General features: G+C 65.5%; 26 protein-coding genes. 8 read left to right on the forward strand and 18 right to left on the reverse strand.

Going from position 1 to position 25,364, the window contains the following annotated elements; translation table 11 throughout:
- Positions 1-11: 11 nt before the first annotated feature.
- The 11 genes from EV191_RS26805 to EV191_RS26855 all read right to left on the reverse strand — a co-directional run bounded on the left by EV191_RS26805 (position 12) and on the right by EV191_RS26855 (position 13,143).
- Entirely contained in the window at positions 12-1,034 is a 1,023-nt protein-coding gene (locus EV191_RS26805; protein ID WP_132880493.1) for a LacI family DNA-binding transcriptional regulator, read from the reverse strand.
- Positions 1,027-2,640 carry a glycoside hydrolase family 13 protein gene (locus EV191_RS26810; RefSeq protein ID WP_132880565.1) on the reverse strand — a complete coding sequence of 538 codons (1,614 nt, stop codon included), beginning with the start codon at positions 2,638-2,640 and terminating at the stop codon, positions 1,027-1,029. The genes EV191_RS26805 and EV191_RS26810 overlap by 8 nt, the downstream gene beginning before the upstream one ends.
- 65 nt (positions 2,641-2,705) lie before the next feature.
- The gene (locus tag EV191_RS26815) at positions 2,706-3,626 is read right to left on the reverse strand and encodes a sugar ABC transporter permease (protein ID WP_132880494.1); all 921 of its coding nucleotides are present in this window, start codon (positions 3,624-3,626) and stop codon (positions 2,706-2,708) included.
- A 1-nt stretch (position 3,627) separates the two neighbouring features.
- The gene (locus tag EV191_RS26820) at positions 3,628-4,605 is read right to left on the reverse strand and encodes a carbohydrate ABC transporter permease (RefSeq protein ID WP_243659260.1); all 978 of its coding nucleotides are present in this window, start codon (positions 4,603-4,605) and stop codon (positions 3,628-3,630) included.
- A 2-nt stretch (positions 4,606-4,607) separates the two neighbouring features.
- Positions 4,608-5,903, reverse strand: coding sequence for an extracellular solute-binding protein (locus tag EV191_RS26825; RefSeq protein WP_132880496.1), 1,296 nt, complete (start codon positions 5,901-5,903; stop codon positions 4,608-4,610).
- Positions 5,904-6,080: 177 nt separating this feature from the next.
- On the reverse strand, positions 6,081-7,130 hold the full coding sequence (locus EV191_RS26830) for an LLM class flavin-dependent oxidoreductase (RefSeq protein WP_132880497.1): 1,050 nt from the start codon (positions 7,128-7,130) through the stop codon (positions 6,081-6,083).
- 24 nt (positions 7,131-7,154) lie between these two features.
- Positions 7,155-8,582, reverse strand: coding sequence for a gamma-aminobutyraldehyde dehydrogenase (locus tag EV191_RS26835; RefSeq protein ID WP_132880499.1), 1,428 nt, complete (start codon positions 8,580-8,582; stop codon positions 7,155-7,157).
- Positions 8,579-10,093, reverse strand: coding sequence for an APC family permease (locus EV191_RS26840; protein WP_132880500.1), 1,515 nt, complete (start codon positions 10,091-10,093; stop codon positions 8,579-8,581). The genes EV191_RS26835 and EV191_RS26840 overlap by 4 nt, the downstream gene beginning before the upstream one ends.
- A 22-nt stretch (positions 10,094-10,115) precedes the next feature.
- The gene (locus EV191_RS26845; RefSeq protein WP_207894747.1) at positions 10,116-10,373 is read right to left on the reverse strand and encodes a hypothetical protein; all 258 of its coding nucleotides are present in this window, start codon (positions 10,371-10,373) and stop codon (positions 10,116-10,118) included.
- Positions 10,374-10,378: 5 nt separating this feature from the next.
- Entirely contained in the window at positions 10,379-11,887 is a 1,509-nt protein-coding gene (locus EV191_RS26850; protein ID WP_132880503.1) for an FAD-binding oxidoreductase, read from the reverse strand.
- Positions 11,884-13,143: a (Fe-S)-binding protein gene (locus tag EV191_RS26855; RefSeq protein WP_132880505.1), complete on the reverse strand. Its 1,260-nt coding sequence runs from the start codon at positions 13,141-13,143 to the stop codon at positions 11,884-11,886. The genes EV191_RS26850 and EV191_RS26855 overlap by 4 nt, the downstream gene beginning before the upstream one ends.
- A gap of 244 nt (positions 13,144-13,387) precedes the next feature.
- Here EV191_RS26855 and EV191_RS26860 point away from each other — a divergent pair, with 244 nt between their 5' ends.
- The 4 genes from EV191_RS26860 (at position 13,388) to EV191_RS26875 (ending at position 16,971) form a co-directional block, all read left to right on the forward strand.
- A complete protein-coding gene (locus tag EV191_RS26860; RefSeq protein ID WP_132880507.1) occupies positions 13,388-14,137 on the forward strand; it encodes a FadR/GntR family transcriptional regulator in 750 nt (249 codons plus the stop codon).
- 67 nt (positions 14,138-14,204) lie between these two features.
- Complete coding sequence (locus tag EV191_RS26865) at positions 14,205-14,954, forward strand: cache domain-containing protein (RefSeq protein ID WP_165913115.1); 750 nt, start codon at positions 14,205-14,207, stop codon at positions 14,952-14,954.
- A 69-nt stretch (positions 14,955-15,023) separates the two neighbouring features.
- The gene (locus EV191_RS26870; RefSeq protein ID WP_132880510.1) at positions 15,024-15,872 is read left to right on the forward strand and encodes a cytochrome c biogenesis CcdA family protein; all 849 of its coding nucleotides are present in this window, start codon (positions 15,024-15,026) and stop codon (positions 15,870-15,872) included.
- Positions 15,856-16,971 (forward strand): NAD(P)/FAD-dependent oxidoreductase, encoded by a 1,116-nt coding sequence (locus EV191_RS26875; protein ID WP_132880511.1) that lies wholly within the window; start codon positions 15,856-15,858, stop codon positions 16,969-16,971. The genes EV191_RS26870 and EV191_RS26875 overlap by 17 nt, the downstream gene beginning before the upstream one ends.
- A gap of 2 nt (positions 16,972-16,973) precedes the next feature.
- Here EV191_RS26875 and EV191_RS26880 read toward each other — a convergent pair whose 3' ends face one another.
- Entirely contained in the window at positions 16,974-17,789 is an 816-nt protein-coding gene (locus tag EV191_RS26880; RefSeq protein ID WP_132880513.1) for an aldo/keto reductase, read from the reverse strand.
- Positions 17,790-17,921: 132 nt separating this feature from the next.
- Here EV191_RS26880 and EV191_RS26885 point away from each other — a divergent pair, with 132 nt between their 5' ends.
- Positions 17,922-18,719 carry a thioesterase family protein gene (locus EV191_RS26885; protein WP_132880515.1) on the forward strand — a complete coding sequence of 266 codons (798 nt, stop codon included), beginning with the start codon at positions 17,922-17,924 and terminating at the stop codon, positions 18,717-18,719.
- A gap of 7 nt (positions 18,720-18,726) precedes the next feature.
- On the opposite strand, the gene EV191_RS26890 is transcribed toward EV191_RS26885, so the two are convergent.
- The 4 genes from EV191_RS26890 to EV191_RS26905 all read right to left on the reverse strand — a co-directional run bounded on the left by EV191_RS26890 (position 18,727) and on the right by EV191_RS26905 (position 20,409).
- Positions 18,727-19,197: a deaminase gene (locus tag EV191_RS26890; protein WP_207894749.1), complete on the reverse strand. Its 471-nt coding sequence runs from the start codon at positions 19,195-19,197 to the stop codon at positions 18,727-18,729.
- 130 nt (positions 19,198-19,327) lie between these two features.
- Positions 19,328-19,699, reverse strand: a complete 372-nt coding sequence (locus tag EV191_RS26895; protein ID WP_132880518.1) for a hypothetical protein — start codon at positions 19,697-19,699, stop codon at positions 19,328-19,330.
- Positions 19,674-20,135 (reverse strand): hypothetical protein, encoded by a 462-nt coding sequence (locus EV191_RS26900; protein WP_132880519.1) that lies wholly within the window; start codon positions 20,133-20,135, stop codon positions 19,674-19,676. Before EV191_RS26900 ends, EV191_RS26895 begins: the two co-directional genes overlap by 26 nt.
- Positions 20,136-20,163: 28 nt before the next feature.
- On the reverse strand, positions 20,164-20,409 hold the full coding sequence (locus EV191_RS26905; RefSeq protein WP_132880521.1) for a hypothetical protein: 246 nt from the start codon (positions 20,407-20,409) through the stop codon (positions 20,164-20,166).
- 202 nt (positions 20,410-20,611) lie between these two features.
- Here EV191_RS26905 and EV191_RS26910 point away from each other — a divergent pair, with 202 nt between their 5' ends.
- From EV191_RS26910 to EV191_RS26920, 3 genes are all read left to right on the forward strand, one after another.
- The gene (locus EV191_RS26910; protein WP_243659261.1) at positions 20,612-21,493 is read left to right on the forward strand and encodes a helix-turn-helix domain-containing protein; all 882 of its coding nucleotides are present in this window, start codon (positions 20,612-20,614) and stop codon (positions 21,491-21,493) included.
- 25 nt (positions 21,494-21,518) lie between these two features.
- Positions 21,519-21,869, forward strand: a complete 351-nt coding sequence (locus tag EV191_RS26915) for a DUF397 domain-containing protein (RefSeq protein ID WP_132880523.1) — start codon at positions 21,519-21,521, stop codon at positions 21,867-21,869.
- A gap of 141 nt (positions 21,870-22,010) precedes the next feature.
- Complete coding sequence (locus EV191_RS26920; RefSeq protein ID WP_132880524.1) at positions 22,011-23,348, forward strand: NAD(P)-binding domain-containing protein; 1,338 nt, start codon at positions 22,011-22,013, stop codon at positions 23,346-23,348.
- Here the strand turns inward: EV191_RS26920 and EV191_RS26925 are convergent.
- Both EV191_RS26925 and EV191_RS26930 read right to left on the reverse strand, forming a co-directional pair.
- Positions 23,332-23,964 (reverse strand): type 1 glutamine amidotransferase, encoded by a 633-nt coding sequence (locus tag EV191_RS26925; protein WP_165913116.1) that lies wholly within the window; start codon positions 23,962-23,964, stop codon positions 23,332-23,334. The two genes, EV191_RS26920 and EV191_RS26925, sit on opposite strands and share 17 nt — an antisense overlap.
- Before the next feature lie 64 nt (positions 23,965-24,028).
- Positions 24,029-25,363, reverse strand: coding sequence for an NAD(P)/FAD-dependent oxidoreductase (locus EV191_RS26930; RefSeq protein ID WP_132880527.1), 1,335 nt, complete (start codon positions 25,361-25,363; stop codon positions 24,029-24,031).
- Position 25,364: the final 1 nt, after the last annotated feature.

Here is a 25,364-nt window from a genome sequence, read left to right on the forward strand (position 1 = left end):
AATACAGGGGACTAGCCCGGCCGGGCAGCAGTGGAGCCGCGCATCAGCAGCTCCGGTTCGAAGAAGTACTCGGTCGGCTCCGGCTTGGCGCCGGCGATCGTGTCCAGCAGCGTGCCAACAGCCTCGGTGGCCAGCGCTGCCACCGGCTGCCGGACGGTGGTCAGCGGCGGGTCGGTGAAGGCCATCAGCGGCGAGTCGTCGTAGCCGACCACCGAGAGCTCACCGGGTACCGACCAGCCGAGCCGGCGTGCCGCGCGGATCACCCCGAGCGCCATCAGGTCACTGCCGCAGATCACCGCCGTGCAGCCACGATCGAGCAGCGCCTGCGCCGCGGACTGGCCGCCCTCCACGGAGAACAGCGAGTGCACGATCAGCTTGTCCGCATCCTCGGTCGCGCCCGGCAACGGTCCGATCAACTCGCGAAACGCGGCTGCCTTGCGCAGCGCGGGCACGAAGCGCTCCGGTCCGACGGCCAGCCCGATCCGCTCGTGCCCGAGCGCGCGCAGATGCCCGAAGGCCAATTCGACCGCGGTCCCGTCATCGGCGGAAAACACCGGTGCGGGCGGGTTCTCAGTGCAGCCGTTCAACAGCACCAGCGGAACGCCCTCACCAAGCAGCCGGGTGTATCGCTCATGCGCGCCACCCACGTTCGCGTGCTGGCCGGAGATGAACACGATCCCAGCCACACCACGATCGGTGAGGGAACTGATGCACTCGTCCTCGGTTGCCCCGCCCGGCGAATGCGTGCACAGCACCGGGGTGTACCCACGCAGGATCAGCGTCCGCTCGATGTGCTGCGCGAACGCCGGGAAGATCGGGTTGTTCAGCTCCGGCACCACCAGGCCGATCAGGCCCGCGCTGCGTTGCCGGGCGCGCGCGGGCCGTTCGTAGCCGAGGAGATCCATCGCGGTCAGCACGGCCTGCCGGGTGTTCTCGGTGACCCCCGGCTTTCCGTTCAGTACCCGGCTGACCGTGGCCTCGCTGACACCAGCCTGCTCGGCGACGTCGGCGAGGCGCACCGCGGCGTCACTCATCCCGTGTGGCCGTCCACCACACGGCGCTTTCGGCTGGCAAGGTCACCGTCTGTGCTCCCGGATCGTCCGATTCGCCACCCGCGGCCGGGTAGCTGGCCAGTACCAGTGTGCCGGGTCGGGTGATCTCGACCGTGGACGGGCCGAAGTTCACCGTGCAGACCAGCCCGCCTTCGCGCTCGAAGGCAAGCAGCTCATCGGTGTCGCCAGCACCGAGCCGTACCGGATCGAGCCAGCGCAGCTCTGTTCCGGCGAACCCGCGACGCAACGAAAGGGCCGTACGGTACAGCGCGAGGGTGGAATCCGGGTCCTCGCGTTGGGCGGCCACCGTGTAGTCGGCCCAGCTCGCCGGTTGCGGCAGCCAGGTGTCCGCGGCTTGGCTGAAGTCGAACGGCGCACTCGTCCCAGCCCAGGGCAGCGGTACCCGGCAGCCGTCCCTGCCGCGGTCGGTGTAGCCGGAGCGAACCCACTTCGGGTCGACCAGCACCTCGTCCGGCAGATCGGTGACCTCCGGTAGACCAAGCTCCTCGCCCTGATACAGGTAGGCCGAGCCGGGCAGTGCCAGGTTCAGCAGTGCCGCCGCCCTTGCCCTGCGGAGCCCGCGAGCTCCATCGCCGTACCTGGTGACATGCCGCTGTAGGTCGTGATTGGACAGTACCCAGGTGGCGGGCGCGCCAACCTCGGCGACGGTCCGCAGCGACTCGTCGATCGCCTTCCGGAAACCGGTCGCGGACCACTCGGTGTCCACGTAGTGGAAGTTGAACGCCTGATGGAGCTCGTCTGGCCGCAGGTAGTTCGCCAACCGCTGCGCGCTCGGCGCCCATGCTTCGGCGACAGCGATCCGCTCTCCGGGGTAGGAGTCCAGGATCTTGCGCCATTCCCGGTAGATCTCGTGCACACCGTCCTGATCGAAGTAGGGCAGTTCGGTGCTGCCGAGCAGTTCGATCTGTTCGGCGTACCCGACATCCGGCAACCCGGCCGCTTTGATCATGCCGTGTGCGACGTCAATCCGGAAGCCGTCCACTCCGCGATCCAGCCAGAACCGCAGGATATCGGCGAACTCGGCGCGTACCTCGGAGTTCTCCCAGTTCAGGTCCGGCTGCTCGGGGTCGAAAAGGTGCAGGTACCACTGCCCGTCGGCAACCCTGGTCCACGCGGGCCCGCCGAAGACGGATTCCCAGTCGTTGGGCGGATCCTCGCCGCCCTGTCCGGTTCCATCGCGGAAGATATAGCGATCCCGCTCGGCCGAGCCCGGCGCCGCGCCGAGCGCGGCAATGAACCAGCTGTGTGCCGAGGACGTGTGGTTCGGCACAATGTCCACAATGGTGCGCAAGCCGTGCGCGCGAGCGTCCTCGAGTAACCGCTCCGACTCGGCCAGATCGCCGAACAACGGGTCAACCGTGCGGTAGTCCGCCACATCGTAGCCGCCATCGACCATCGGCGAGGTGTAGAACGGGGTGAGCCAGATCGCGTCCACGCCGAGGTCGGCAAGATAGCCAAGCCGCTGGCGGACTCCGGCGAGATCACCGACACCGTCCCCGTTGCCGTCCGCGAAGCTGCGCACGTACACCTGATAGATCACCGCGTCGCGCCACCAGTCCACGGACACCGTGCGGTCATCTGCCACGCTCATGTAACTCCTCACGTTTCGGATCTTTCGATATCACGCAGCCGTCAACCCTTGACGCCGCCCGCGGTCAACCCGGCCACGAGATTGCGCTGTACCAGGAAGAACACCGCGGCGGCCGGGATGGTCACCAGCACCGAGCTGGCGGTGAGCAGTCCCCATTCGGACGACCAGTCACTGACGAACGTGCTCATCCCCACCGGTAGCGAGTACATGCTTTCGCTTTGCAGGAACACCTTGGCGAAGGCGACCTCGCCCCATGCGGTGATGAACGAGTAGAACACGGTGACCGCGATGCCCGGCTTGGCCAGCGGCACGATCAGTCGCCAGAAGATGCCGAACGGGCTCAGCCCGTCGATCCGGCCGGACTCGTCGATATCCATCGGGATGCTGTCGAAATAGCCCTTCAGCATCCAGGCGCTGAACGGCACGGCTACCGTGCAGTTGGTCAGGATCAGTCCAATGTAGGAGTTCAACAGCCCGAGCTCGGACATCACGTTGTACAGCGGAACGATCAGCACCGCGAACGGGAACATCTGTACGACAAGGAACAGCCACATCAGTGGCCGGTGCCCGGGAAAACGCATCCTGGACACCGCGTACCCCGCGGTCGCCGCGATCAGCACGGCGACCACCGTGGTGCCGCCCGCGATGATCACCGAGTTGGTGAACCAGGTGAGAAACTGGGTTTCGCCGAGTGTCTGGATGTAGTTGTCGATGCCGAGCGTGCCGAGTTCGCCGGGCCGTAGCCAGCTGTCCCGGTCGGTCTTCAGTGAGGTGAGCAGGATCCAGGCGACCGGAAACACCGCGATGGCGCTGGCTACGCAGAGGGTGGCATGCAGCGCGACGGAGGCGAGCCGGCCGCGCTCGTCTCGTTTGCGCGGTGCGCGGGCGGGGCGCTTGGGTGGTTCGGTCACCGATCGCGTGTCGGCGGTCGGCCGCGCTTCGCGTACTGGTGCGGCGCTCATGTCAGGAAACCTCGCTCGTGTTCCGGTTGAGCCAGCGTTTGTAGTAGGAGGCGAACACCACGAGCATGGAAAGGATGATCGCGCCGTAGGCCGCGGCCCCCGCGTAGTTCCGGATTCCTTGGAATGCCTGGTGATACGCCTCGGTCACCAGAATGTCCGTGGCGCCACCTGGCCCGCCGTTGGTCAGCAGGGCGATCACCGGGAACTGGTTGAAGGTCCAGATTGTGCCGATCAGGAGCACCGTGCCGGACACCGGACGCAGACCGGGCAGCGTGACGGCGCGGAACCGCTGCCAGGCGTTGGCCCCGTCCATTTCGGCGGCCTCATAGGGTTCGCGCGGTAGCGACTGTAGGCCGCCGAGTAGCGCGATCATCATGAACGGGATGCCCAGCCAGACATTTACCAGGATCACCGAGATCCGCGCGGCGATCGGATCGCCCAGCCAGTCCACACTGGATAGTCCGATGCCTTCGAGCAGCACATTGAGTACGCCGCCATCGGTGTTCAGGATCAGCCGCCAGCTGAACGCCGCGACGAACGGCGGCACCGCCCACGGCAGGATCAGCAGCAGGCGATAGAGCGTGCGCAGGCGCATCGCGCGGTTCAGCAGCATGGCAAGGCCAAGCCCGATGCCGAAGTGCAGCGCTACACAGACGACGGTCCAGGTCAACGTCCACAGCAGGCGGGGATAGAAGGAGCCGTCCGCGCCGCTGAGTATCTCGATGTAGTTGGCCAGACCCACGAACTCGTAGGTGGCGGGGATCTCGTTGGTGCCAATGGTGCGACCGGTGTTGAACTCGTTCGCGTCGGTGAGCGAGGTGAAGATGCCGTGACCAAGTGGATAGAGCACCAGCACGGCGAGTACTAGCAGCACCGGTGTGCACATCACCCAGGCGTACCAGTGTTTGTCGAAGCTTTGCCGGAGCCAGCCGGGTTTACGGCTGGCGGCACGGTCCGGTCGGGAAGTCGTCATCGTCATGGTCAGCCCTCGAACCCTGGGACGTAGTCGAGCGACTTGCGCTGCACCTGGGCCAGGCTGTCGTCGGTCGATGCTGGATCGCGGAGTATTTTCTGGTAGTACGGGGTAATCAGGTCGTAGAGGTCTCCCGCGCCGGGCACCGACGGTCGGGCCAGCGCGTTGTCCAGCGGCGCGCGGAAGGCGTCGAGTACCTGGTTGTCCGCGATGAGCTCGTGGTCATACGCGGATTCCCTTGTCGGCATGGTGTTGTTGCGGGAAGCGATATATGCCTGGTTTTCCGGCGAGTTGAGAAATTCGACGAACAGGTATGCGGCAGCCAGGTTGGCCGAGCCCGCGTAGACCGTGAGGTTGTGCCCGCCGATCGGGCCAGCTCCGGTCGAGGGGCCGGCCGGAACCTCCGCGATGCCCAGGTTGTCCTGGTTCTGGAAGGCGCTGCCGGTGAAGATATCCGTGATGGCCCACGGCCCGTTGAGCGCCATCGCGATCTCGCCGCTCTTGAAGCCGTTTTGCATGTTGGTGTAGCCGTTGGCGCTGGTGTCGGTCGCCCCCGTGCCGTCCTTGGTGAGTTCCCGCGCGGTATCGATGGCGGCGCGCATCTGCGGGCTGTCGATGGTGATGCGCTCGCCGTCCACATCGACCACATCGCTGCCCTGCCCGTAGAGGAAGGGCAGCAGGTAGTAGCCATCGGCATGCGCGAAGAACCCGGTCGTGCCGGGAATCTCGCGTTCGATGGTTTGTGCCGAGCCGCGTAGCTCCGACCAGGTGCGCGGGGGCTCGTCGATGCCGGCCTCGGCGAGGAGTTTCTTGTTGTACACCAGCGCAAGTGAGTCGGTGACTTGCGGTGATCCGTAGGTCTTGCCGTTCCACTTGGCCGAAGCGAGTGTGGTGGGCAGCAGGTCGTCCTGGTCCGCGAGCGCGGGAGTACCGTCCAGCGGCTGCAGGTAGCCGAGTGCCGCGAAGGTGGCCGTCCACCCGACATCGGTGCGGAACACATCGGGGGCACCGTCCCCGGACTGCGCCGCGGTGCGGAACTTGTCCGCCGCGCCGTCGAACGGCACGCTGGTGTAGTTCACCGTGATGTTCGGATACTCGCGTTCGAACCGGTTGACCACTTCCTTGACGGCGGGTGCCTCGATCGTCGCGTCCGAGGTATCCCAGAAGGTCACCGTGCCGGTAACGGCATCGGGGTTGGTACTCGCCAGGTTCGGGTCCTGCTGTTGGGTCACCTCCGTTCCGCAGCCGGCGATGACTAGCGCGGAAGCGGCGATCAGGCCAGGGATGAAACTGGCGCGCGTCATGTCTCTCCTCGTCGAGGGATCGCGAATGTTTCAGCACCGTAGCGAGGGCCGAGGTTCTGTGCAAGAGTTTCAGAAACTTTCATGAAACACTTGCAAGCGATGTCGTGAGGAGGTCATGCTTGGGTCGCCCCCAACCGCAAGATCCGTGGAGAATGCGGTTGAGGGGCGCGTGGCGAGCTAGCCGAGGGCTGGCTTGATCTTGTCGTGCACCAGCTGCAGCTGTTCGGAAAGGCTGAGCACGCCGGGTAGGTCCATCCCGGAGAAGGCCTTCACCAGGGCGGCGTCGGTGATCGCGAGGATCAGGTGGTTCACCCCGGTAGGCGAGATCTCACTGTTGATCTTCGCCGCGCATTCCTCGGGCGTACCCGCGATGGACAGCTTCTCCGCCAGCTCCGGCGGGGTCAGCTCGTAGGCCTTCGGCAGGTCGCCGGCACCGACCGCGGCGATGATCTCGGTCAGCTCCGCCGGGTCCACCCCGTTGCGCTCCAGCTGTTCGGCGGGCATCGAGGAGGCGTACAGGCCGACCATCGCCCGCGCGGCCTGTTTGGCGGCCGCGCCGTCCTCGCCGGTCGCGAACACCACCCAGGCGCCGAGGTCCAGCGACTGCCAGTCCCTGCCGGCCCGCTGCGCGCCGATCTTCACGTTGTCGACCATGTACTCGTACGCCTGCCGGGTGTAGCTCAGCGCGTGGTGTACGCCGTCCGAGATCTCGCCGGCCACCTGGAAGGACTTCGGCCCGCGCATCGCGCCCAGCTTCAGCGGCAGCCGTTCCTGCACCGGCCTGGCGAAGGTGAACAGCCCGCTGTAGTTGTAGAACTCGCCATCGAAGGTGATCGCGCCTTCGTCAAGGAAGGTTCGCATCACCTGGTGTGCTTCCTTCACCCTGGACAGCGGCTTCGTCTTCGCCCAGTTGATCCCGTACTGGGCGAGCAGGCCGAAGTTACCGCTGGAGATCACCGCTTCGGCGCGCCCGCCGCTGAGCTCGTCGAGAGTCGCCGCGGCCTGGCAGATCAGGGTCGGTTCGCGCAAGGTGATCGGGGACAGGTTCGGTCCAAAGCGGATATTGCTCGTCTTGTCCGCGGCGGCGGCGAACAGCAGCCACAGATCCTTGTGCCAGGTCTCGTCAGCCGCGTAGGCGGCGTAGTAGCCGAGCTGATCCGCCAGCTTGATCGACTCGATAGTTTCCTGTGCAGGGTATTCCGGCAGCATTACGTAGCTGAGTTTCATCGTTGAACCTCTCGACGCTGATTCTTAACTATCCAAACTAGACATAACGTGCTTGACGCGGGTGTACTCCTCGAGGCCGTACATGGAAAGGTCCTTGCCGTACCCGGAATGCTTGAACCCGCCGTGCGGCATCTCGGCCACCAGCGGGATATGCGTATTGATCCAGACGCAGCCGAAGTCGAGCCTGCGGGACATGCGCATCGCCCTGCCGTGGTCCTTCGTCCACACCGAAGACGCCAGGCCGTACTCCACCCCGTTCGCCCAGCGAAGCGCCTCGTCCTCATCGCTGAACCGCTGCACCGTGATCACCGGGCCGAAGATCTCCTGCTGCACCGCGTCATCCTCCTGGCGCAACCCGGAAACGACGGTGGGGGCATAGAAGTAGCCCTGGTCGCCGACCCTCCCGCCACCGGTGTGCACCGAGGCATGCGCCGGCAACTGATCCACGAACCCGGAAACCCTGGCCAGCTGGTCGGCGTTGTTCACCGGTCCATAGGCATCGTCATCGGTGGTACCGGTGGTGATGTTGCGCGCCTGCTCGGTGAGCGCGGCGAGGAAGTCGTCGTGCACGCCAGGCCCGGCGAGCACCCTGGTCGCCGCGGTGCAGTCCTGGCCGGCGTTGAAGTAGCCAGCTTCGGCGATGGCGGTGGCTGCTGCTTCCAGGTCCGCGTCGTCGAAGACCACCACGGGCGCCTTACCGCCGAGTTCCAGATGCACGCGTTTGAGGTCGTCCACCGCGGCGGCGGCAACTTCCTTGCCTGCCCGCACGCTGCCGGTAATCGAGACCATATCCGGCTCGCGGCTGGCCACCAGTGCACGACCGGATTCGCGATCGCCGCAGATCACATTGAACACGCCGGGCGGCAGGAACTCCGCCATGATCTCGGCCATCAGCAGTGTGGACGCCGGTGTGGTGTCCGACGGTTTGAGAACCACGGTGTTGCCCGCGGCAAGCGCAGGCGCGAACTTCCAGATCGCCATCATGATCGGGTAGTTCCACGGCGTCACCTGCGCGCAGACACCGACCGGCTCGCGGCGAATCCATGAGGTCAACCCGGACATGTACTCCCCGCTCGCACGGCCTTCCAGGCAACGTGCCGCGCCGGCGAAGAAGCGGAGATGATCGAGGATCATCGGCAGCTCTTCTGAATATGTCAGGGCTTTTGGCTTGCCGGTGTTCTCGATCTCGGTGCCGAGCAGCTCGTCGGCCCGCTGTTCGAAGGCATCCGCGATCCGGTTGAGCGCGAGCTGCCGTTCCGCAGGAGTGGTTTCTCGCCAGCTTTCGAACGCGGTGCGCGCCGCGCTCGTGGCCCGGCGCACGTCCTCCGGACCGGAAACCGGCGCCTCGGCGAACGCCGTCCCGGTGGCCGGGTTGATCACCTCGGCGCTGCGGCCATCCGCCGCGTCGGTGTGTTCGCCGTTGATGAAGTTGCGCAGGGTACGCGGGCTCATCTGCTATCAACCGTCCTTTCTGGTGTTTCTGGAATGGCGTCCCCGGCGGGGGCATCGCTGCGCCCGTACGGTCGGGTGGTCACCAGCAGTACCACGCCGGAGCCGACGACAAGCACCCCGGCGAGCAGCGTGAGGTAGTTGTCGTACCAGGGCGCTTCCGGGCTGCGCGGCCAGACCATGTTGACGATCGCGGCCACGCCGTAGCCAAGCGCGAGCACGTTGACGAGCAGTCCCCAACGTCCGAGCGTGAACTGCCCGCGAGGGACCCAGCCGCGCAGCCGCGCACGCAGCGCGGCGAGTACGACCATCTGGAAACCGAGGTAGATGCCGAGCACCGCGAACGAGATGATCCGCTCGGTGGCATCCACCGAGATCCGGGAGGCGAGCACCACCAGCGCCGGCACCACGGCGGCGACCAGTAGCGCGTATGGCGGGATATGCAGCCGCGCGGAGAACCTGGCGAACAGTTGGCTGGCCGGCAGCATCCGATCCCTGGCGTAGGAGTAGATCAGCCGGCTCGCCGCGGCCTGCAGCGCGAGCGCACAGGAAAGGAACGACACCAGCACCACGAGCAGTACGATCTTCGAACCGACCGTGCCGAAGGCGGTGTTCAGTACCGTGGTCACCGGATCAGGATCAGCGCCGGAGATCACCGCGCCGAAGTCCGGAACCGAAAGGATCAGTGCCAGGCAGACGAAGGTCGCGGCGAATCCGCCGACATAGATGGTCATCCGCATCGACTTGGGGATCCGCTTGGCCGGGTTCGGCACCTCCTCGGCCACATCCCCGCAGGCCTCGAAACCGTAGTACTGGAAGATGCCGATCAGCCCGGCGGCGAGGAACGCGGCAAGGTAGGAATCGCCGCTCGCGGCGCCGAAGCTGTCGAAGAGTACCCCGATACCGTGCTGCCGTTCGGCGAACAGCAGCCAGCCGCCAACGGCGAGCGCGCCAAGGATCTCGGTGCTGAACCCGATGATCGCGGCAAGCCCGAGCGCCCGGGTGCCGCCCATGTTCACCGCCGTGGCCAGCACCAGAATCGCCAGCGCGCACAGGATCGTGGTGTTGGTACCCGGTTGCAGACCGAGCAGCATCGCCACGTACGGGCCCGCGCCATAGGCCACACTGGCCACCGTGACCAGCAGCGCGATCATGTACACCCAGCCGGTGAGCCACGCCCAGCGTCTGCCCCATAGCCGGCGCGCCCATGGGTATACGCCACCGGCCAGCGGGTACTGCGAGACGATCTCACCGAACACCAGCGCGACCAGCAACTGACCCAGCCCGACGATCAGCAGGCTCCAGATCATCGGTGGCCCAGCGGTAGCCAGCGCGAAGGCGAACAAGGTATAGATGCCGACAACCGGGGACAGATAGGTGAAGCCGAGTGAGAAGTTCGCCCACAAGCTCATATCCCTGCGGAACTCCGATGTGTACCCGAGTTCCTTGAGTCGCGCCGTATCGGCGTCCATGGTGTCCGCAGTGGACGATTGCTCAGCGGAACTGCTGGACATGCGTGATCCTGGTTCCCATGGTCTACTCCGTCAGCTCGTCGAGCAGCTGTTGCCCGGAGATCACCTTGTCCGCCCAGTGCCGATGCATCCAGTCCAGGTGATCGTGTCTACTTGCGACAATGCGCAGTGTGTCCCAGTTCGGGAAGACCTGTTGAGCCACATGCGCGGTCATCAGCTTCGGGTCCACCTCGAAGACATGCTCGAATCGTTCGATCGCGACGTCGGTGACCTGCTTTGCCGCTGGCGGCTCGCTCTGTTCGGTGTAGCGGTAGGCGCTCATCGCCATCACCCCTCGGCTGATTCGTACGCGCGGTCCAGCCCGTACTTTCCTGGGTTCATAATGTTGTTCGGATCGATCGCGCGCTTGACGTCCAGCATCACGTCGTAGCCGCCACCAAGTTCCTGCGGCACCAGATCGACTTCACCTTCGCGACAGGATCCGTGACAGGCGCTGATCGAACCGCCGTTGCGCAGTGCTACCTCGGCGATATCTCGCTTCGCGTCCACCCAGGCCGCCCAGGACGCGTCGTCCAGCTCCTGTTCCCAGATGCCGACATCGATCTCGGTGAGGTAGTCCAGGCCGGTGTTCGCGCTGGTGTAGGTGAACATTCCCCAGTCGTCAAACATGTCGAACTTTTCCCGCAGTTTGCGGATGATCTCGTGCCATTCCAGTCGGACCTGCGGCAGGTTGCTGTAGTTGATCGCGGCATCCTCGCAATGCCAGCTCATCGGCACTACCTGGCCGGCATTGGTGCGGCCGTGCAGCGGAGTGGCGTAGCGATCATGCCTGGCTGCCCAGTCGCCCTCGGAGATCTCGTCGCCGAGATATCGCGCGCCGTTGTCCCGCGCGATCCGCATGAACCGCTTGCCACCGGCGATCACCTCGTCCTCGTAGCCGTAGGCAACCGCGCAGACCAGCGCGCGGACATCGGTTGGCTGCGGGATATACGCCTCGTCGTCGCGGCGCAGGTAGTTGACCTTCCACTCGTCGAAGAGCACCGCGCCGGCGAAGGTGGCCACTCCTGCCCTGGCGAGCTCGCCGACACAACGGTAGGCGTCGTCGTAGTTGTCGAAGGCGAAGAACGGGGAGAGTTCCGCCTCCGGCTTGGGGAATAGCTTCAGCGTCGCCTCCGTGGCGATGCCAAGCGTGCCCTGGTGTCCCATGAACAGGTGCTTGAGCTGGTAACCGCTGGAACTCTTGGACAGTTTGCGGCCGGCCCCGTCGCCAATATGGATAACCCTGCCGGTCGGCAGCACGAAGTCGAAGCTGAGCACCAGATCTCGGGAATGCCCGTACCTGCTGCCGATCAGCGACCAGCCACTGGTGCCGATCCGCCCGCCGACAAGCGAGCAGGGATAGGACGCGGGGTCGTCCGGGTAGATCAGGCCATATCGCGCAAGCACTTCGTTGAGCTTGAGCATGCTGATCCCAGCGCCTACCGTGCAGGTGCGGTTGACCTCGTCGATCTCCTTGATCTGGTTCATCCGTTTGACATCGACCACGATGCCGCGGCGCACTGGCACGGCGCCGTCGGTGAGACCGGTGCCCCCGTCGCGGGGCACGATGGGTATCCGGTTCGCGTTCGCGATTCTGACTACTTCGGACACTTCGGCGGTGGAACCGGGCAGTACCACGAGATCCGGTACCCGCTCCGCCCAGCGATGTACCGGAAACGGTGCGGGCACCCTTGCCCGGTTGTACCTGGCGGGTTTGCTGGTCAGTACGTGTTCGGAGCCGAGGACCTGGCGCAGCTCCTCGAGTACTGGTTCGGCTAGTTCTGGTGCGACGGTCACTCCCCGCGCCTCCCTCCGACCTCGATGCCGAGTGATTCGGCGAGTATTTCGTGGATATCCACCACATCGATGCTGCGCGCCTCGCCGGCCTCGGTCAGTGGCCGCTCGGACCACGGGCAGGCGGAAACGAGCGTGTCCACGCCGAGTTCGGCAGCTTTGTCCACTCGGGATTCACTGATTTTCGCCGTGAGTTCTGGTTTCTCGATCGGCAACCCGCCACCGCCACCTGAGCAGTAGGACCATTGGGTTACCCGGTCGACGTCGTTGAACACGAGACCGGGAATGGCCGAAAGGATTTCCCGCGGTTCTCGCCATACGCCCTTGCGTTTGTTCAGCCGGCACGGGTCGTGGTAGGTGATGGTCCGCTCGATCGGGATACTCGGGGTCAGCTTGCCTTCCCTGATCAGCTCCGCGAACAGTTCGACCACCAGCACGATCTCGATATCCTGGTACTCCTCGCCGAAGTACTTCGGATAGTCCTCGGTGAAGGTGATGTAGTCGTGCGGATCGAGTACGAGTACCCACTTGACCCCGTTTGCCCGCCAATCGTCCAAGTTGTGCCTGGCGAATCGCTTGGATTGGTCCAGGTAACCCATTTCCGCCGCGGGGCCACCGCAACACCACTGCTCGTTCATCAAGCCGAACTCATAGCCGGCGAGCTGCAGGATCTGCGCGACCGCACGGGGAACCGAAGTCCGGTAGAACGCGGCCTCGCAGTCCACGAACATGATCGTCTCGCCACCGATCGGGATATCCAGACCAGCAGACCAGTCCCGCACGTGTTCCTGGCTGACCGGGGTGTCCCCGAGCACCGGTTCGTGCGTGCGCTCGTCGGTGAGCAGGTTCCACCGCTGCCAGCCAGGTTGGTGCACGTCGTTGTCCACGGCGAGTGCCCGCACCGCCTTGACCATATCCACGGTTCGGGTGCGGAACCGGTAGAAGTCGCCGGTGAACAGGGTGTTCGGGCAGCGCAGTTCACAGGCGCCGCAACCGGTGCAGTTCACGTAGTCTTCGGCGATATCGGCGATCTCCAGCTCGCCCTTCTCCATCGCCACGACGTTGGCGTGGAATGCCGTCGGCGTCCACGATTCATTGCGGGTCACCTGCATAACCGGACAGACCTCGCGGCAGAACTTGTGCCCCGAGGAGAAGCAGTTGTACGCGGCGTTTCGCCATTGCTGCACGAACTCCTCGGTGCTGCCGTCGCCGTTCGCGCCGGTATGGCTGTCGGTCTGGTGGTGGGAGGTATCAGTCATCTGCACTCCACGCGAAATGCGGTCGAGCTGCGGTGGTCTCCGTTCGCGCGGCTTGGTCGGCCGCGGAACGCGTTGGGTAGTGCGGTCGGTGCGGCGTTCGGGAAGTACCGAACCGACTAGTGACTCAGGTCACTGAGTCCGGTATAAACATATGAAACCAGATGTCAAATTGCAACCCCTCGATGAGGGCTGGGGGAGTCGGTATCGCAAACTCAGTAATCGCGCGCCGTAAAAGGAGGTGGCAGTGGACGGCAACGGCGTTTCCGGTGCGGCACGGCACGCTGCCTTCGCGCCACTGGACGACGGCGGGCGGGCCGAGGTGGTCGCGCGGCGGCTGAGCGAAGCGATCGCGCTCGGTTTGCTTGGCGACGGCGAACAGCTGCCGAGCGAGGCCGAACTCGCCGCTCAACTGAACGTGGCGACGGTGACGCTGCGCGAGGCGCTTTCCGCGTTGCGCAGCGATGGGCTGGTGCAGACCAGGCGGGGGCGTGGCGGCGGGAGCTTCGCGCGCTCACCCGCGGATGCCTCGCTCGAGCGGTTGCGTCGAACACTGCGTGAGTTGACCGTGCATGAACTGCGCGAGATCGGGGATCAGCATCGGGCGATCGCGGGCACCGCGGCGTTGCTCGCGGCCGAGCGGGCCGCGAGTGAGGATCTGCGTACCCTCGACACGTTGGTCGACCAGCTTGCCGGGGCTGGCGAGCCAGGTGATCGGCGGCGTGCTGATGGCCGGTTCCACATCGAACTCGCCGCGGCCGGGCAGTCTTCCCGGCTGACCCGCCAGGAGATCGCGTTGCAGGCGGAGATCGGTGAGTTGCTCTGGATGCCGTCCGGCGAGGCGGTGCCGCACCCCGATGCGGTGGCCGAACACCGAGAGATCCTGGCCGCGGTTCGCCTCGGTGATGGCCAGCGAGCCCGGGTCGCCACCGAGCGACACATCGGCAGGGGGATCGACCAGTTGATTGACTTTCACCTGCGGCTTGCGCGCGCATGAGATTGTCTTCTGCAATGGTTACCGACCGCGCGGGTACCGTGGCCACCCGGCGAGAGGCGGGACGATGGTGAGCGACGTGCGAGCCGAAGAGATGAGCGCGGCTGCCCGCGAGGTCGGTACGGCGCTGGACGAGGTATTCGCCTGGTTGGCCGAGTTGGCCGGTAGATTCGCCGCGATGCACGCGAGTTCGGTGGCGGAGCAGAACCAGCTGCGTGCCGCGGACCTCAGCCAGTTGCGCGCGTCGATCTTCCCTCGGTTGACTGGCAATCCCCGCCTGCTTGCCGGTACCGGTGTGATCGTCGCCGACGACGTGCTCGCCGACCAGCCGCATTGGCTCGAGTGGTGGCAGCACGCGCAGGGCGGCACCGAGCTGGAGTTTCTTGAAGTCGACCACGATCCGGCGAGCGTTGGTTTCTACGACTACGAGTCGGCTGCCTGGTTCGTGGTGCCGCGCGATACCGGCGACCGGGTGGTGGTCGGGCCGTATGTGGACTATTCCGGCACGGACGAGTACATGCTCACCCTGGCTCACCCGGTGTCGCACGATGCGCGGTTCCTCGGGGTTGCCGCGGCCGATATTCGCGCCGACGCCTTCGAAGCACTGCTGCTTCGCGCGATCGGGGCCGTTGGGCAACCGGCCGTGCTGGCGAACGAGGCTGGCAGGGTGATCGCCTCGAACACGCCGAGCAAGATCGCCGGTTCGCTCGTGCACGAAGCGGAGTTCGCCGGTAGTCCGGTGCGGGTCGTGCTCAACCAGGACGCCGAGGTACGCGACTGTGCTGGCCTGCCATGGCGGATCGCCGCATTGCGCGGTTAGTCCTTATTGGGCACATCTGGCGCGGGCTGCTGATCCGGGCAGTGGGTGGCTAGTCGTACGCTTCGCTCGATGAACACTGCCACCCTTGGTTACGCGCTGACTTCTGGTCTGCTCGCGGCCGCCAACCCGTGCGCGTACGTGCTGCTGCCCGGCTTCGTGGCGCTGGTGGTCGCCGATCGCAGCGTGCAATCGAACCGACGCAGTGTGTTGCCACGAACGCTGCTCGCCAGCCTGGTGGTGGCCGGCGGTTTCTTCGCCGCGTTCCTCGGCTACGTGGTGTTTGCCGCCCCGTTCTTCACCGGCAAGCACGACTTGCTGCCCTATGTGGCGCTGGCGATCGGCGGGCTGATCGTGCTCACGGCGCTGTGGTTGACCTTCGCCAAGCGGCTTGGCCCGCTTCGCCCTGAGGCGCCGAGCTGGCGGCGGCTCGCCTTTTACGGTGGCTACGGCGTGGCCTACGGGATCGCCTCGGTGAGCAGCGCGATCGGCCCACTGCTCGCGATCACCGGCGGAACCTTTGGCACGGGCTCGATTGGTACCGGGCTGCTCGCCCTGCTCGCATACCTTTTCGGGCTGGGCTTGCTGATCCTGACCGCCGGTGCGGGCGCCGCGCTGCTCGCGGTGCTCTGCGGCGACCGGTTCGCGCGAGTGCTGCGGCGAATCGGCGGCGTGCTGGTGATCCCGGTTGGCCTGTTCGTCGCGCATTTCGGCTACTTCGAGCTGCGGCTCTATGACGGCGCGGTGCGCTACCACGACCGGTTGGTTGATGCCTCCGCGCAGGTGCAGTACCGGCTGGTTTCCTTGATCGACCGGTTGGGCGCGCCCATTCTCGGCGCACTGTTTCTGGTGCTGGTGGTGGCCGGTTTCTGGTTGCGTCGGCTTCGCTGGCAGGCTGCCGGGCATGGCGCAGACTTGTGATGTCGTGGTGATCGGCGGCGGGATAGCCGGGGTGTCCCTTGGTTATCACCTCGCTGCCGATCGCGGTGTAGTGGTACTCGACGCGGAACCGATGTTGGCCAGCCATTCCACTGGGCGCTCCGCGGCGACTTACCTGACCAGCTATGGCCCTTCCCCGGTTCGCAAACTCACGGTGGCCAGCAGGGCCCGGTTCACCGAGTTGGCCGCCCGGTTCGACCAGCCCGATCCGTTGAGCCCGTTACCGGCCGTGTGGGCGGCGACCGACGACGAGTCCGACGCCGCTGCCAGTCGGCTGCTCGCCGAATGCACGGACGAACTACGTCTCCTCGACGCGCGCGCGGCGCTCGAGCTCGCTCCGGTGCTGGACCCGGATGTGTTGCGGTACGGGGTATGCGAGGAGAACAGCGACACGATTGACGTGCTCGCGGTGCATCAGGCATACCTACGCGGTTTCCGCGAACGCGGTGGGCAGGTGCGGACCGAAGCGCCGGTAGACGGGCTAGCCCGCAACGGCACGGGTTGGCGGGTGCGCGCCGGGGATGCGGAGTTCGACTGCGCGCTGGTGGTGAACGCGGCGGGGGCGTGGGCGGACCGGATTTCCGCGCTCGCCGGGTTGCCGGAGATCGGGTTCGTGCCGAAACGGCGCACGCTGTTCACCTCGCCGCCCGGCGCGGATTCGGGGTGGCCAGAGACCGACGCGGTGGTGGCCGACGCCGCCGATCGGTGGTACGCCAAGCACGAGGGGCCGAACGTGCTTGCCTCGCCCGCGGATGCCGAGCCGTGCGAGCCTTGCGATGCGCGCGCCGACGAGTTGGGGATCGCGCGGGCGATCGAGGACATCAACGCCGCGACCCGGTTGCGGCTGCGCACCGTCTACACCTCGTGGGGTGGCCTGCGCACGTTTTCCCCGGACGGGGTGCCGGTGGTTGGCGAGCTCGCCGAGTTTCCCGGGTTCGCCTACTTCGCCGGTCAGGGCGGTTACGGCATCCAGATGGGGCCGGCGCTGGCGAGCCTCGGTCATGCGGTGCTGACCGGCCAGGAGGTGCCCGCGGATATCCCGGTGGCACCGGAGGAGCTGAGCCCGGCGCGGTTTGGCTAGGTTTACAGGATCTGCAGGGGGATTGGCTGACTGGGTGCGGGAAACGCCGCGTCCAGTTCGGCAAGGTCCGCTTCGGTCAGCGTGATATCCAGCGCGGCGAGGTTATCGTCCACATGCGCGGCCGTGGCCGCCTTGGGGATGGCGCACACGCCGTCCATGCGCAGTACCCAGGCGAGCGCGACCTGTGCCTCGCTGGCCCCGTGCCGCTCGGCCACCCGCCGCAGCGCGGGATCGCCGAGTAGCCGGCCCTGTTCGATCGGCGAGTAGGCCATCACGGGCAGCCCCTCGGCGCGGCACCAGGGCAGTAGGTCCAGCTCGACGCCCCTGCGCGTCAGGTTGTACAGCACCTGGTTGGTCCCGGACTGCTGACCTCCCGATTCGGCCCACAGTTCGGACATGTCGTCGACGTCGAAATTGCTCACGCCGAACTCGCGAATCTTGCCCTCAGCGCGCAGCTGTTCGAACGCAGCCAGGGTTTCCGCCAGTGGCACATCGCCGCGCCAGTGCAGCAGGTACAGGTCAAGATAATCGGTGTCCAGCCGGCGCAGGCTCTGCTCGCAGGCCGCGATCGTGTCCCGCCGTCCCGCGTTGTTCGGCAGTACCTTGCTGACCAGGAATACCTCCGCGCGCCGGCCGGCGATCGCGCGGCCAACGATCCGCTCCGCGCCACCACTGCCGTACATCTCCGCGGTGTCGATCAGGCCGATCCCATGGTCAAGGCCGTGCCGCAGCGCCGTGACCTCCGCATCGGCCTGTCCGCGGCGTTCGCCCATCCGCCAGGTGCCCTGACCCAACCTGGGCAACCGCAGCTCGGTCATCCTCGAGTGCTCCGTTCCGCTCGGCTTCTTCGTCTCGAGGATACTTTTCGGGCAGTGGCGGTAGTTACAGATCAATCGACATCGCGCGGCTAGCGGGTAATCGTGGGAGGACACGTGACCTGGGAGGCCCGGATGACCACCACGACTTCCGAGTTCGACGCGGATACCGAGGTCGAGCAGCTGAGCGAGGACCACTATCGCGCCCGGTTGAGTGAGCGATGGTGCAATCCGACCGGTGCGACCAACGGCGGTTACCTGCTCGGGGTTTGCCTGCGGGCACTGCAGGCGCGGCTGCCGTTTCCCGATCCACTGGCGGTCTCCGCGTTCTACCTGCGCCCTGGTTTGCCGGGGTCAGCCGAGCTGAACACCGAGCTGGTTCGGGCTGGCCGGCGGATGGCCACCGGCGAGGTGCGGTTGGCGCAGGGCGGCAAGGAAGTTATCCGGGTGGTGTCCACCTTCAGTGAGCTGACCGAGCGGCCTGATGGCAAGGAGCTGGGCAGTATGCCGCAGCTACCGCCGCCGGAGGAGTGTCCAGCCCAGCCGGACGCGGCGCGTGCCCCGGAGACGACGATGGCTGGCCGCATCGAGTACCGCTATCCGAGCTTGCCAGGGTGGATGAGTGGTAATCCGAGCGGCAGGTCGACCGACGCGTTCTGGATGCGCTTCGCCGATGGCAGGGATGCCGATCCGCTCAGCCTACCGTCCCTTGTGGATTCGGCGGCGCCGGTGATCTTTGATCTCGGTATGCCGGGATCGTCCACTGTGGAGCTAACGGCGCATCTGCGGGCGCGGCCGGCGCCCGGGTGGTTGGCCTGCAAGGTAAGTACGCAGCATATGACCGGTGGCTACCATGAGGAGGATTTCGAGATCTGGGATTCCACCGGAGTGCTTGTGGCGCAGTCCAGGCAGCTTGCGATCTTTCTCGAGTGATCCGCGGCTAGCGGTTGCCGAGCGGCAGGTGCGCGTTGGGCGCGATGGCCTGATCGGCGAACTCGGGTAGCTCGATGACGGTCAGCCCGGCGTCTTCCAGTAGTTTCGCGCCGTTGGCGTTCGCGACGAACAGGTTCGGCTCCCGCCAGGCGAGTACGACCCTACCGATGCCCGCGTCCTTGATGAGTTGCGCGCAGGGCCGTGGCCTGGACGCGCGCCGCGCGCACGGCTCCAGTGTGCTGTAGATCGTCGCGGTGTTGAGTCGCGGGTCGGTCGGGTCGATCTTGGCCAGAGCGGACTCTTCGGCGTGCACCTTCGGGTCGGTCTCCCGCGAGTGACCCCTGGCGATCTCCTGACCGTTCGCGTCGACGATGACCGCGCCAACCGAGTATGCCGTCGCGCTCGGCGGGCATTGCCGCGCCAGGTCAACCGCGACGGTCATCCAGTGCGCATCAGCTGCCGATTGTCCGCTGGTCATACTCGTGCACGGTAGCAGCGGATTGTCACCGCACTTCGATGAGCGCGCTGATCCGCGCCTCAAAACCGCAAGATTCCTAAAGAACGCGGTTCGGCGGCCGCAGCTGGCTCGGCTGCGCTGGGTGCGCACCTCAGGTGTTGCCTGGTAGCCACAGCGAGCTGGATGCTCGGCGGGCGAGCGTTGGTGCACCGGGGGATCCATGTGCGGGCAGTGCGAGTAGTTCGGCGATGACTTCGGCGACCGTGCCCACGAGCTGCCAGAGTGGATCGCCGCGCGGGTAGTCCTCGATCCGGATGCGCGCGGCAATGGCTTCCGTCATTGCCTGCATGCTGATGGTTTCGACGACTCCGGTGCTGGACCAGCGTTCGCCGTGCAGCGCGGCCGGCACGCCGCCGTCCTCCGGCCGGAACGCTAGCGGTCTAAAGTGGAATCCGGCGTCGACCGCCTGCCGTAGTGCCGCGAGGTGTGGAGCTTCGTCACTGGACGGCGGGACGCGAGTCATGTTCCTTCCTTGACTGGTGCACGGCGACCCCGCCGGAGGTCGGGGTCTCGGCGGGGCCGCCGTGGTTGGACCCTGCTCGATCCGCTCGGGGGATTGCCGCAGTGGCAACGGATCCAGTAGGGGGCGTGGCGGGCGGAGCTTTGGCGAACAGTCGCCGCAGCAACGACGGTTTGCGGTGGCGACAGGAACGTCCGTCCATTCGCCGGTCGAAATCCGGCAGCGTGCTACGCGCCCGTACGTACCGCGCGCAGGTTTCGCAGCGCGGGCCGGGCGGCGAGGTCAGCGAAACCGGCGCGACCAGGTGGCCGCACACCGCTTCCGGGTCGGGTGCGGCCCGGAACTCCCTACTCGCCTGGTCGTCGGGGACGGCGTGGTCCTGGCCGTCCGTCCCGCTGCGGAACCACGTGACGAACAGTCGCTCGGCTGCGCTGGTCATTGCTCACCTCGGTGGGGACGGGGACGGACTAACGGCGGACGAACGGCACGATCCGACGCTGACGTTCGAGCTCGTCGGCATGCCGATGCAGGTTGTAGGCCAGTTCGTGGGCGGCTTCGGGGGTCAGCAGGGCGACTTCGGCGGGCGGTGCGAGTAGCACGATCCGGTCTCCGCCCAGGTAGGTCCGGACCTTCTTCGGTCGGTTGAATCCGTCCGTGCAGACCACGTCTTTGCTGGTCATCGACGTGTCAGCCGGGTTGGCCGATCCAGTCATAGCTACCTCCGCAATTAGCTCTAATATCGAATCTCTGAACATAGATCACTGTGCATCAATCGAGATTAGATACAAGCTAGCGCGATAATCACTATTTGCCTACCCCTCCATTCGGGTTAGAGCCGCGCGATACCCTTTCTGGTGAAGGGAGGCGCCGGCTTTCTCGTGGCGGGGTACCGAACACGTCATGGAGAGGGCTCCAATGCCAATGGCCACGATGCGCACTGCTCGTAAGCTGCTGCTCGGTCGCGAGATCGCGCACATGATCGACTCGGCTGGTGTTTCACAAGCGGAAGCAGCCGCGATCATCGAGACCAGCCAGAGCCGGATCGCCGGGTTGATCAGCGGGGCGGGCACGATCACCGTCGGCGATCTCGAACGGCTAGCGCGCCGCCTGGGCTTCGACGACGAGGGTTACCAGGAAGAGTTGCGCGAGCTGCGCCGGGACAACCACAAACGTGGGTTCTGGTCCACGGGCCACAACCGCGCCTACAGCGAAGACTTGCGCCTGTTGGTCGATCTGGAGAAGCACGTAGACCAGATCCGCTTGGCGGAGGTCGAGGTCGTTCCCGGCCTACTTCAAATAGAGCCTTACGCGCGAGCCATTCATGAGGATGCGCCACCAGTCGACGGAGGGGTGACAGTCGATGATCGCGTTGCCGCAAGGCTGGCGCGTCAAGAGATCCTGGATAAGTCCAATCCGCCGAGTGTGCACTTCGTGCTGTCGGAGTCATGCCTTCGCCGAATGTGGGGCGACGAAGGGGTCATGCAGGCGCAGATCGAGCACCTGATCACGCTTTCCAATCGCAAGAAGGTGATGATCCAGGTGCTGCCGTTCCGGACGCAGCCTGGCCGCCGCTCGCCAGTCGGGAACCGGTTCACTCTGGTCAAGGCGCCCTCGCCTGGTGCGGCCGGTCCGCTAGAACTCGTCTACACCGAAGCCGAAGGTGAGATCCGATATCTCGACGACCGCAAGGCGCTTGCCGCCTATGAGTCCGCCTGGGCTCGGCTCACCAACGCCGCGCTCCGGTTCGATGAGAGTCGCGAGTTCTTGGCCAAGGTGCTGGACGAGTGGAAACAGTAAGCCCAACCTTAGGGAGCCCGCAGGAATGAACACCGCACCGCTGTCGTTCACCGAGGCCGAGTTCCGCAAGGCAACTCGCAGTGACCCCGATAAGAACTGTGTTCAGGTGGCCCGGCGGGACGGTTGGGTCGAGTTGCGGGACGACAAAACCGTGTTTGGGGCGGCCGATGATCATCGGTTGGTGTTCACCGCTGAGGAGTTCGACGCTTTTCTGAGCGATGGTCGATACCTGGTGATCGACCGGCGTGCGGATGGGATGTACACGTTCCGCCGGCACGACGGCGCGATCGAGCTGGTGTTCACCGAAGCCGAGGTCGCCGCGTTCCGCGACGGCGTCGCCAAGCACGAGTTCGCCGCGATCGCCTACACCGCCTAGGTTCGCCGCGCCCCACCAAACCGCAAGATCCTTAAAGAATGCGGTTTGGTGGGCTATGGACACGGTTCACCGGTGTGGATAACATCCACTAGGAGTGAACGAGCTCACAGCTGAGCAACCGGCCCCTCCCGGGAGAGTGGTATGGCATCACGCGTCGCTGTCGTCGGAGCCGGGCCGAGTGGTCTCGCGCAGCTGCACTCCTTCGTCGAAGCCCGCAACCAGGGCGCGAACATTCCCGAGCTGGTGTGTTTCGAGAAGCAGCACGACTGGGCTGGCCTGTGGAACTACACCTGGCGCACCGGACTCGACGAGTACGGCGATCCCGTGCACGGCAGCATGTATCGCTACCTCTGGTCCAACGGCCCGAAGGAGTGCCTGGAATTCGCCGACTACACCTTCGCCGAACACTTCGGCAAGGCGATCCCGTCCTTCCCGCCACGGGAAGTGCTGTACGACTACATCACCGGGCGGGCGAAGAAGAACAACATCCGCCAGTACATCCAGTTCGCCACCGCGGTGCGCTGGATCTCTTACGATGAAACCAAAGAAACGTTCGAACTGATCGTGGAGACGCTTGCCGACGGGAGCACCCGAACCGAGGAGTTCGACTACGTCATCGTCGGCACCGGCCACTTCTCCACTCCGAACGTGCCTTCCTTCGAGGGCTTCGCCGAGTTCCCCGGCCGGATCCTGCACTCGCACGACTTCCGCGACGCACGGGAGTTCGCCGGCAAGAACCTGCTGATCGTCGGCAGCAGCTACTCGGCCGAGGACATCGCGCTACAGTCCAAAAAGTACGGCGCGAACACCGTGACGATCACCTACCGTTCGGCGCCAATGGGTTTCTCCTGGCCAGACGGGATCGAGGAAGTGCCGCTACTGCGCAAGTTGACTGGCAGCACCGCGCATTTCGCGGACGGCAGCTCGCGCGAGGTGGACGCGATCCTGCTCTGCACCGGCTACCAGCACTGCCTGAACTTCGTCGAGGAAAGCCTGCGGTTGCGCACCGCGAACGTGCTGTACACGCCGAACCTGTACAAGGGTGTGTTCTGGCTGGGCAACCCGAAAATGATGTACCTCGGCATGCAGGACCAGTACTACACCTTCACGCTGTTCGACGTGCAGGCCTGGTACGCAAGGGACTACGTACTAGGCCGGATCACGCTGCCACCGAGAGCGGAGATGGCCGCCGATATCGACGCATGGCGGACCAGGCTGGACGGCCTCGCCGATGCCTTCGAAGAGATCGACTTCCAGGCTGACCATATCGCCGACCTCGCCAAAGACGTGGACTACCCGGAGTTCGACCTGGATCTCACCAGGGAGAACTTCAAGAAATGGGAGCACGACAAGGAAGCGAGCATCACCGGCTACCGGGATCGCGGCTTCACCTCGCCGTGCACCGGCAGCCAGGCCCCCGCGCACCACACGCCGTGGTGGCAGGAACTGGACGACTCGATGGCTACCTTTCTCCGCTGAGGATCTTGGTGTGCTCGAGCACCCGATCGGTGAGCGCATGCGCGCGCTCGCGGGCAATGGGAGCACACTCCCTGGTCTCCGCGAGTAGCGCGTCGTAGTCCACGCCCGCCTCGGCAAGCTCCTTCCGGTAGTGCTCCGCCCAGATCGTCGCACTGTCTACTGTGGCCTCAGGGTGGAACTGCAGGCCAATATGCCGACCGTGCACGAACGCCTGGGTGCCAACCGACGTGTTGGCGATCTCCATCGCGCCCGGCGGGGCACCGGCGATCACGTCCAGATGCCACACCAGCCACGGGCCAGGCGCGACCAACTCCGGCTGGCTGGTGTGTACCGGCAGCCAGCCGATCTCCGGGCCGGTTGGATTCACATGTACCCGGCCGCCGAGAACCCGGGAAAGCAACTGCGCACCGAAGCAGATGCCGAAAACCGGTACGTCGGCGACGATCGCGGTGCGCAGCAGCTCGAACTCACGTGCCAGGTACGGCACGGACTCATCGTAGGAGGAATCATCCGAACCCAGCGGGACGATCAGTTGGAACTCGCGCGGATCGGGCAGCTCATCCTGCGCCCGAACCACCTCGACCCGAGCGCCACGCTGTTCAAGGCGTTCACCCACATAGCCGGGTGGGCAGTCATCTTGATGTTGTACACACAGGACACGGAAGGGCGCCGGCACCAACTCAGCTCCAAGGAAACGGCGAATGACTTGTCGGATGTAGCTCACCCGTACCATACCTGGCAAACCGGAACGGTTCCAGCAACGCACTCGACCGGCCGAGTAGTTCCTCGGCGACCAGTGCGCCGACACCAAGCATCTTGTAACCGTGGTTCGCGTCGGCGATCACGTACGCGTTCTCCCGGAACGTATCGAAAACCGGGAAGCTGTCCGGGGTGAACGCGCCAATACCGCCCGAGGGCTCCCGGCGGTAAACCGAGCGCTTGCCCTCGAACCGTTTATGGCAGTGCGCGAGTGCCGAAGTCCACATCCGGACGAAATCCTCACCAACCGCGAACTCCGGGCTGGCCGGTCCGTACGGATCGACCGCGACACCATCGGCCGCCCGTTCCAGTCGTTGCGGCGCGGCGCCACCCTGAACCCCGCCGAAGGAGAAGTCCGGCTTGTAGTAGATGCCCCACATCTGATCGGTGATCAGACTGCCGTCCACATCATCGTAAAGCGGCTCGGCCGAATCCACATGCACGACCGGCGGCAGTTCGCCCCGGTTGTCGGTGAACTCATGCGGATCCACCTCCAGGGTACCTTCCTGCAGCGCCCAGTATGTCCACATCGGCACATCAGAGTGGACGGTGCCATCCGGGGTGCGCACCGAGATACTGCTTGGCAGTTCGAGCATCCGCCAGAAATCGCGCACCCACGGCCCGGCCGCGACGACGAGCTGTTCGCAGCCGATCCGCCCCGCGCTGGTGTCCACTGCCGCCACCGCACCGCCGGCCAGCTCAACTCCAGTGACGGTGATGCCAGCGCGGATCGTCACGCCTTCGGCGCGCGCCTCGTCCGCCAGGCCGCGCAACGACGCGAGGTTGTTCGCATAGCCGCCACGCTTCTCGTGCAATACCACCGAGATACCGGGTGCTTGCCAGTCGGCGAACATCGCTTCCAGGTACCGGCGGCAGTCTGCCTCGCCTTCGATCAGCTCGGATTCGTAGCCGATCGCATGCTGTTCGCGGTGAATCTGTGCGACATCGGCATGCATCGCTTCCGGTGCGATCTGCAGGTAACCCACCGGGTGGTAGGCGAACGCTGCCGGATCGGATTCCCATAGGTCAACGGAATGCGCCATCAGTTCCCGCATCGCGGGCTGGAAGTAGTTGTTCCGGATGACCCCGCAGGCCACCCCGGAGGCGCCCGCGCCGATATCCGTCTTGTCTACGACGAGCACGTCCGCGCCGCTGCCCCGGCCGCTGGCGCGTAGCTGCTTCGCGAGCTGCCACGCCGTGGAAAGGCCGTGGATTCCGGCGCCAATGATGAGGTATTTCGTGTGTTGGTCGGGCATA

Origin of the sequence: Tamaricihabitans halophyticus, assembly GCF_004340875.1 — a bacterium.
In the GTDB taxonomy this organism is placed as follows: domain Bacteria; phylum Actinomycetota; class Actinomycetes; order Mycobacteriales; family Pseudonocardiaceae; genus Tamaricihabitans; species Tamaricihabitans halophyticus.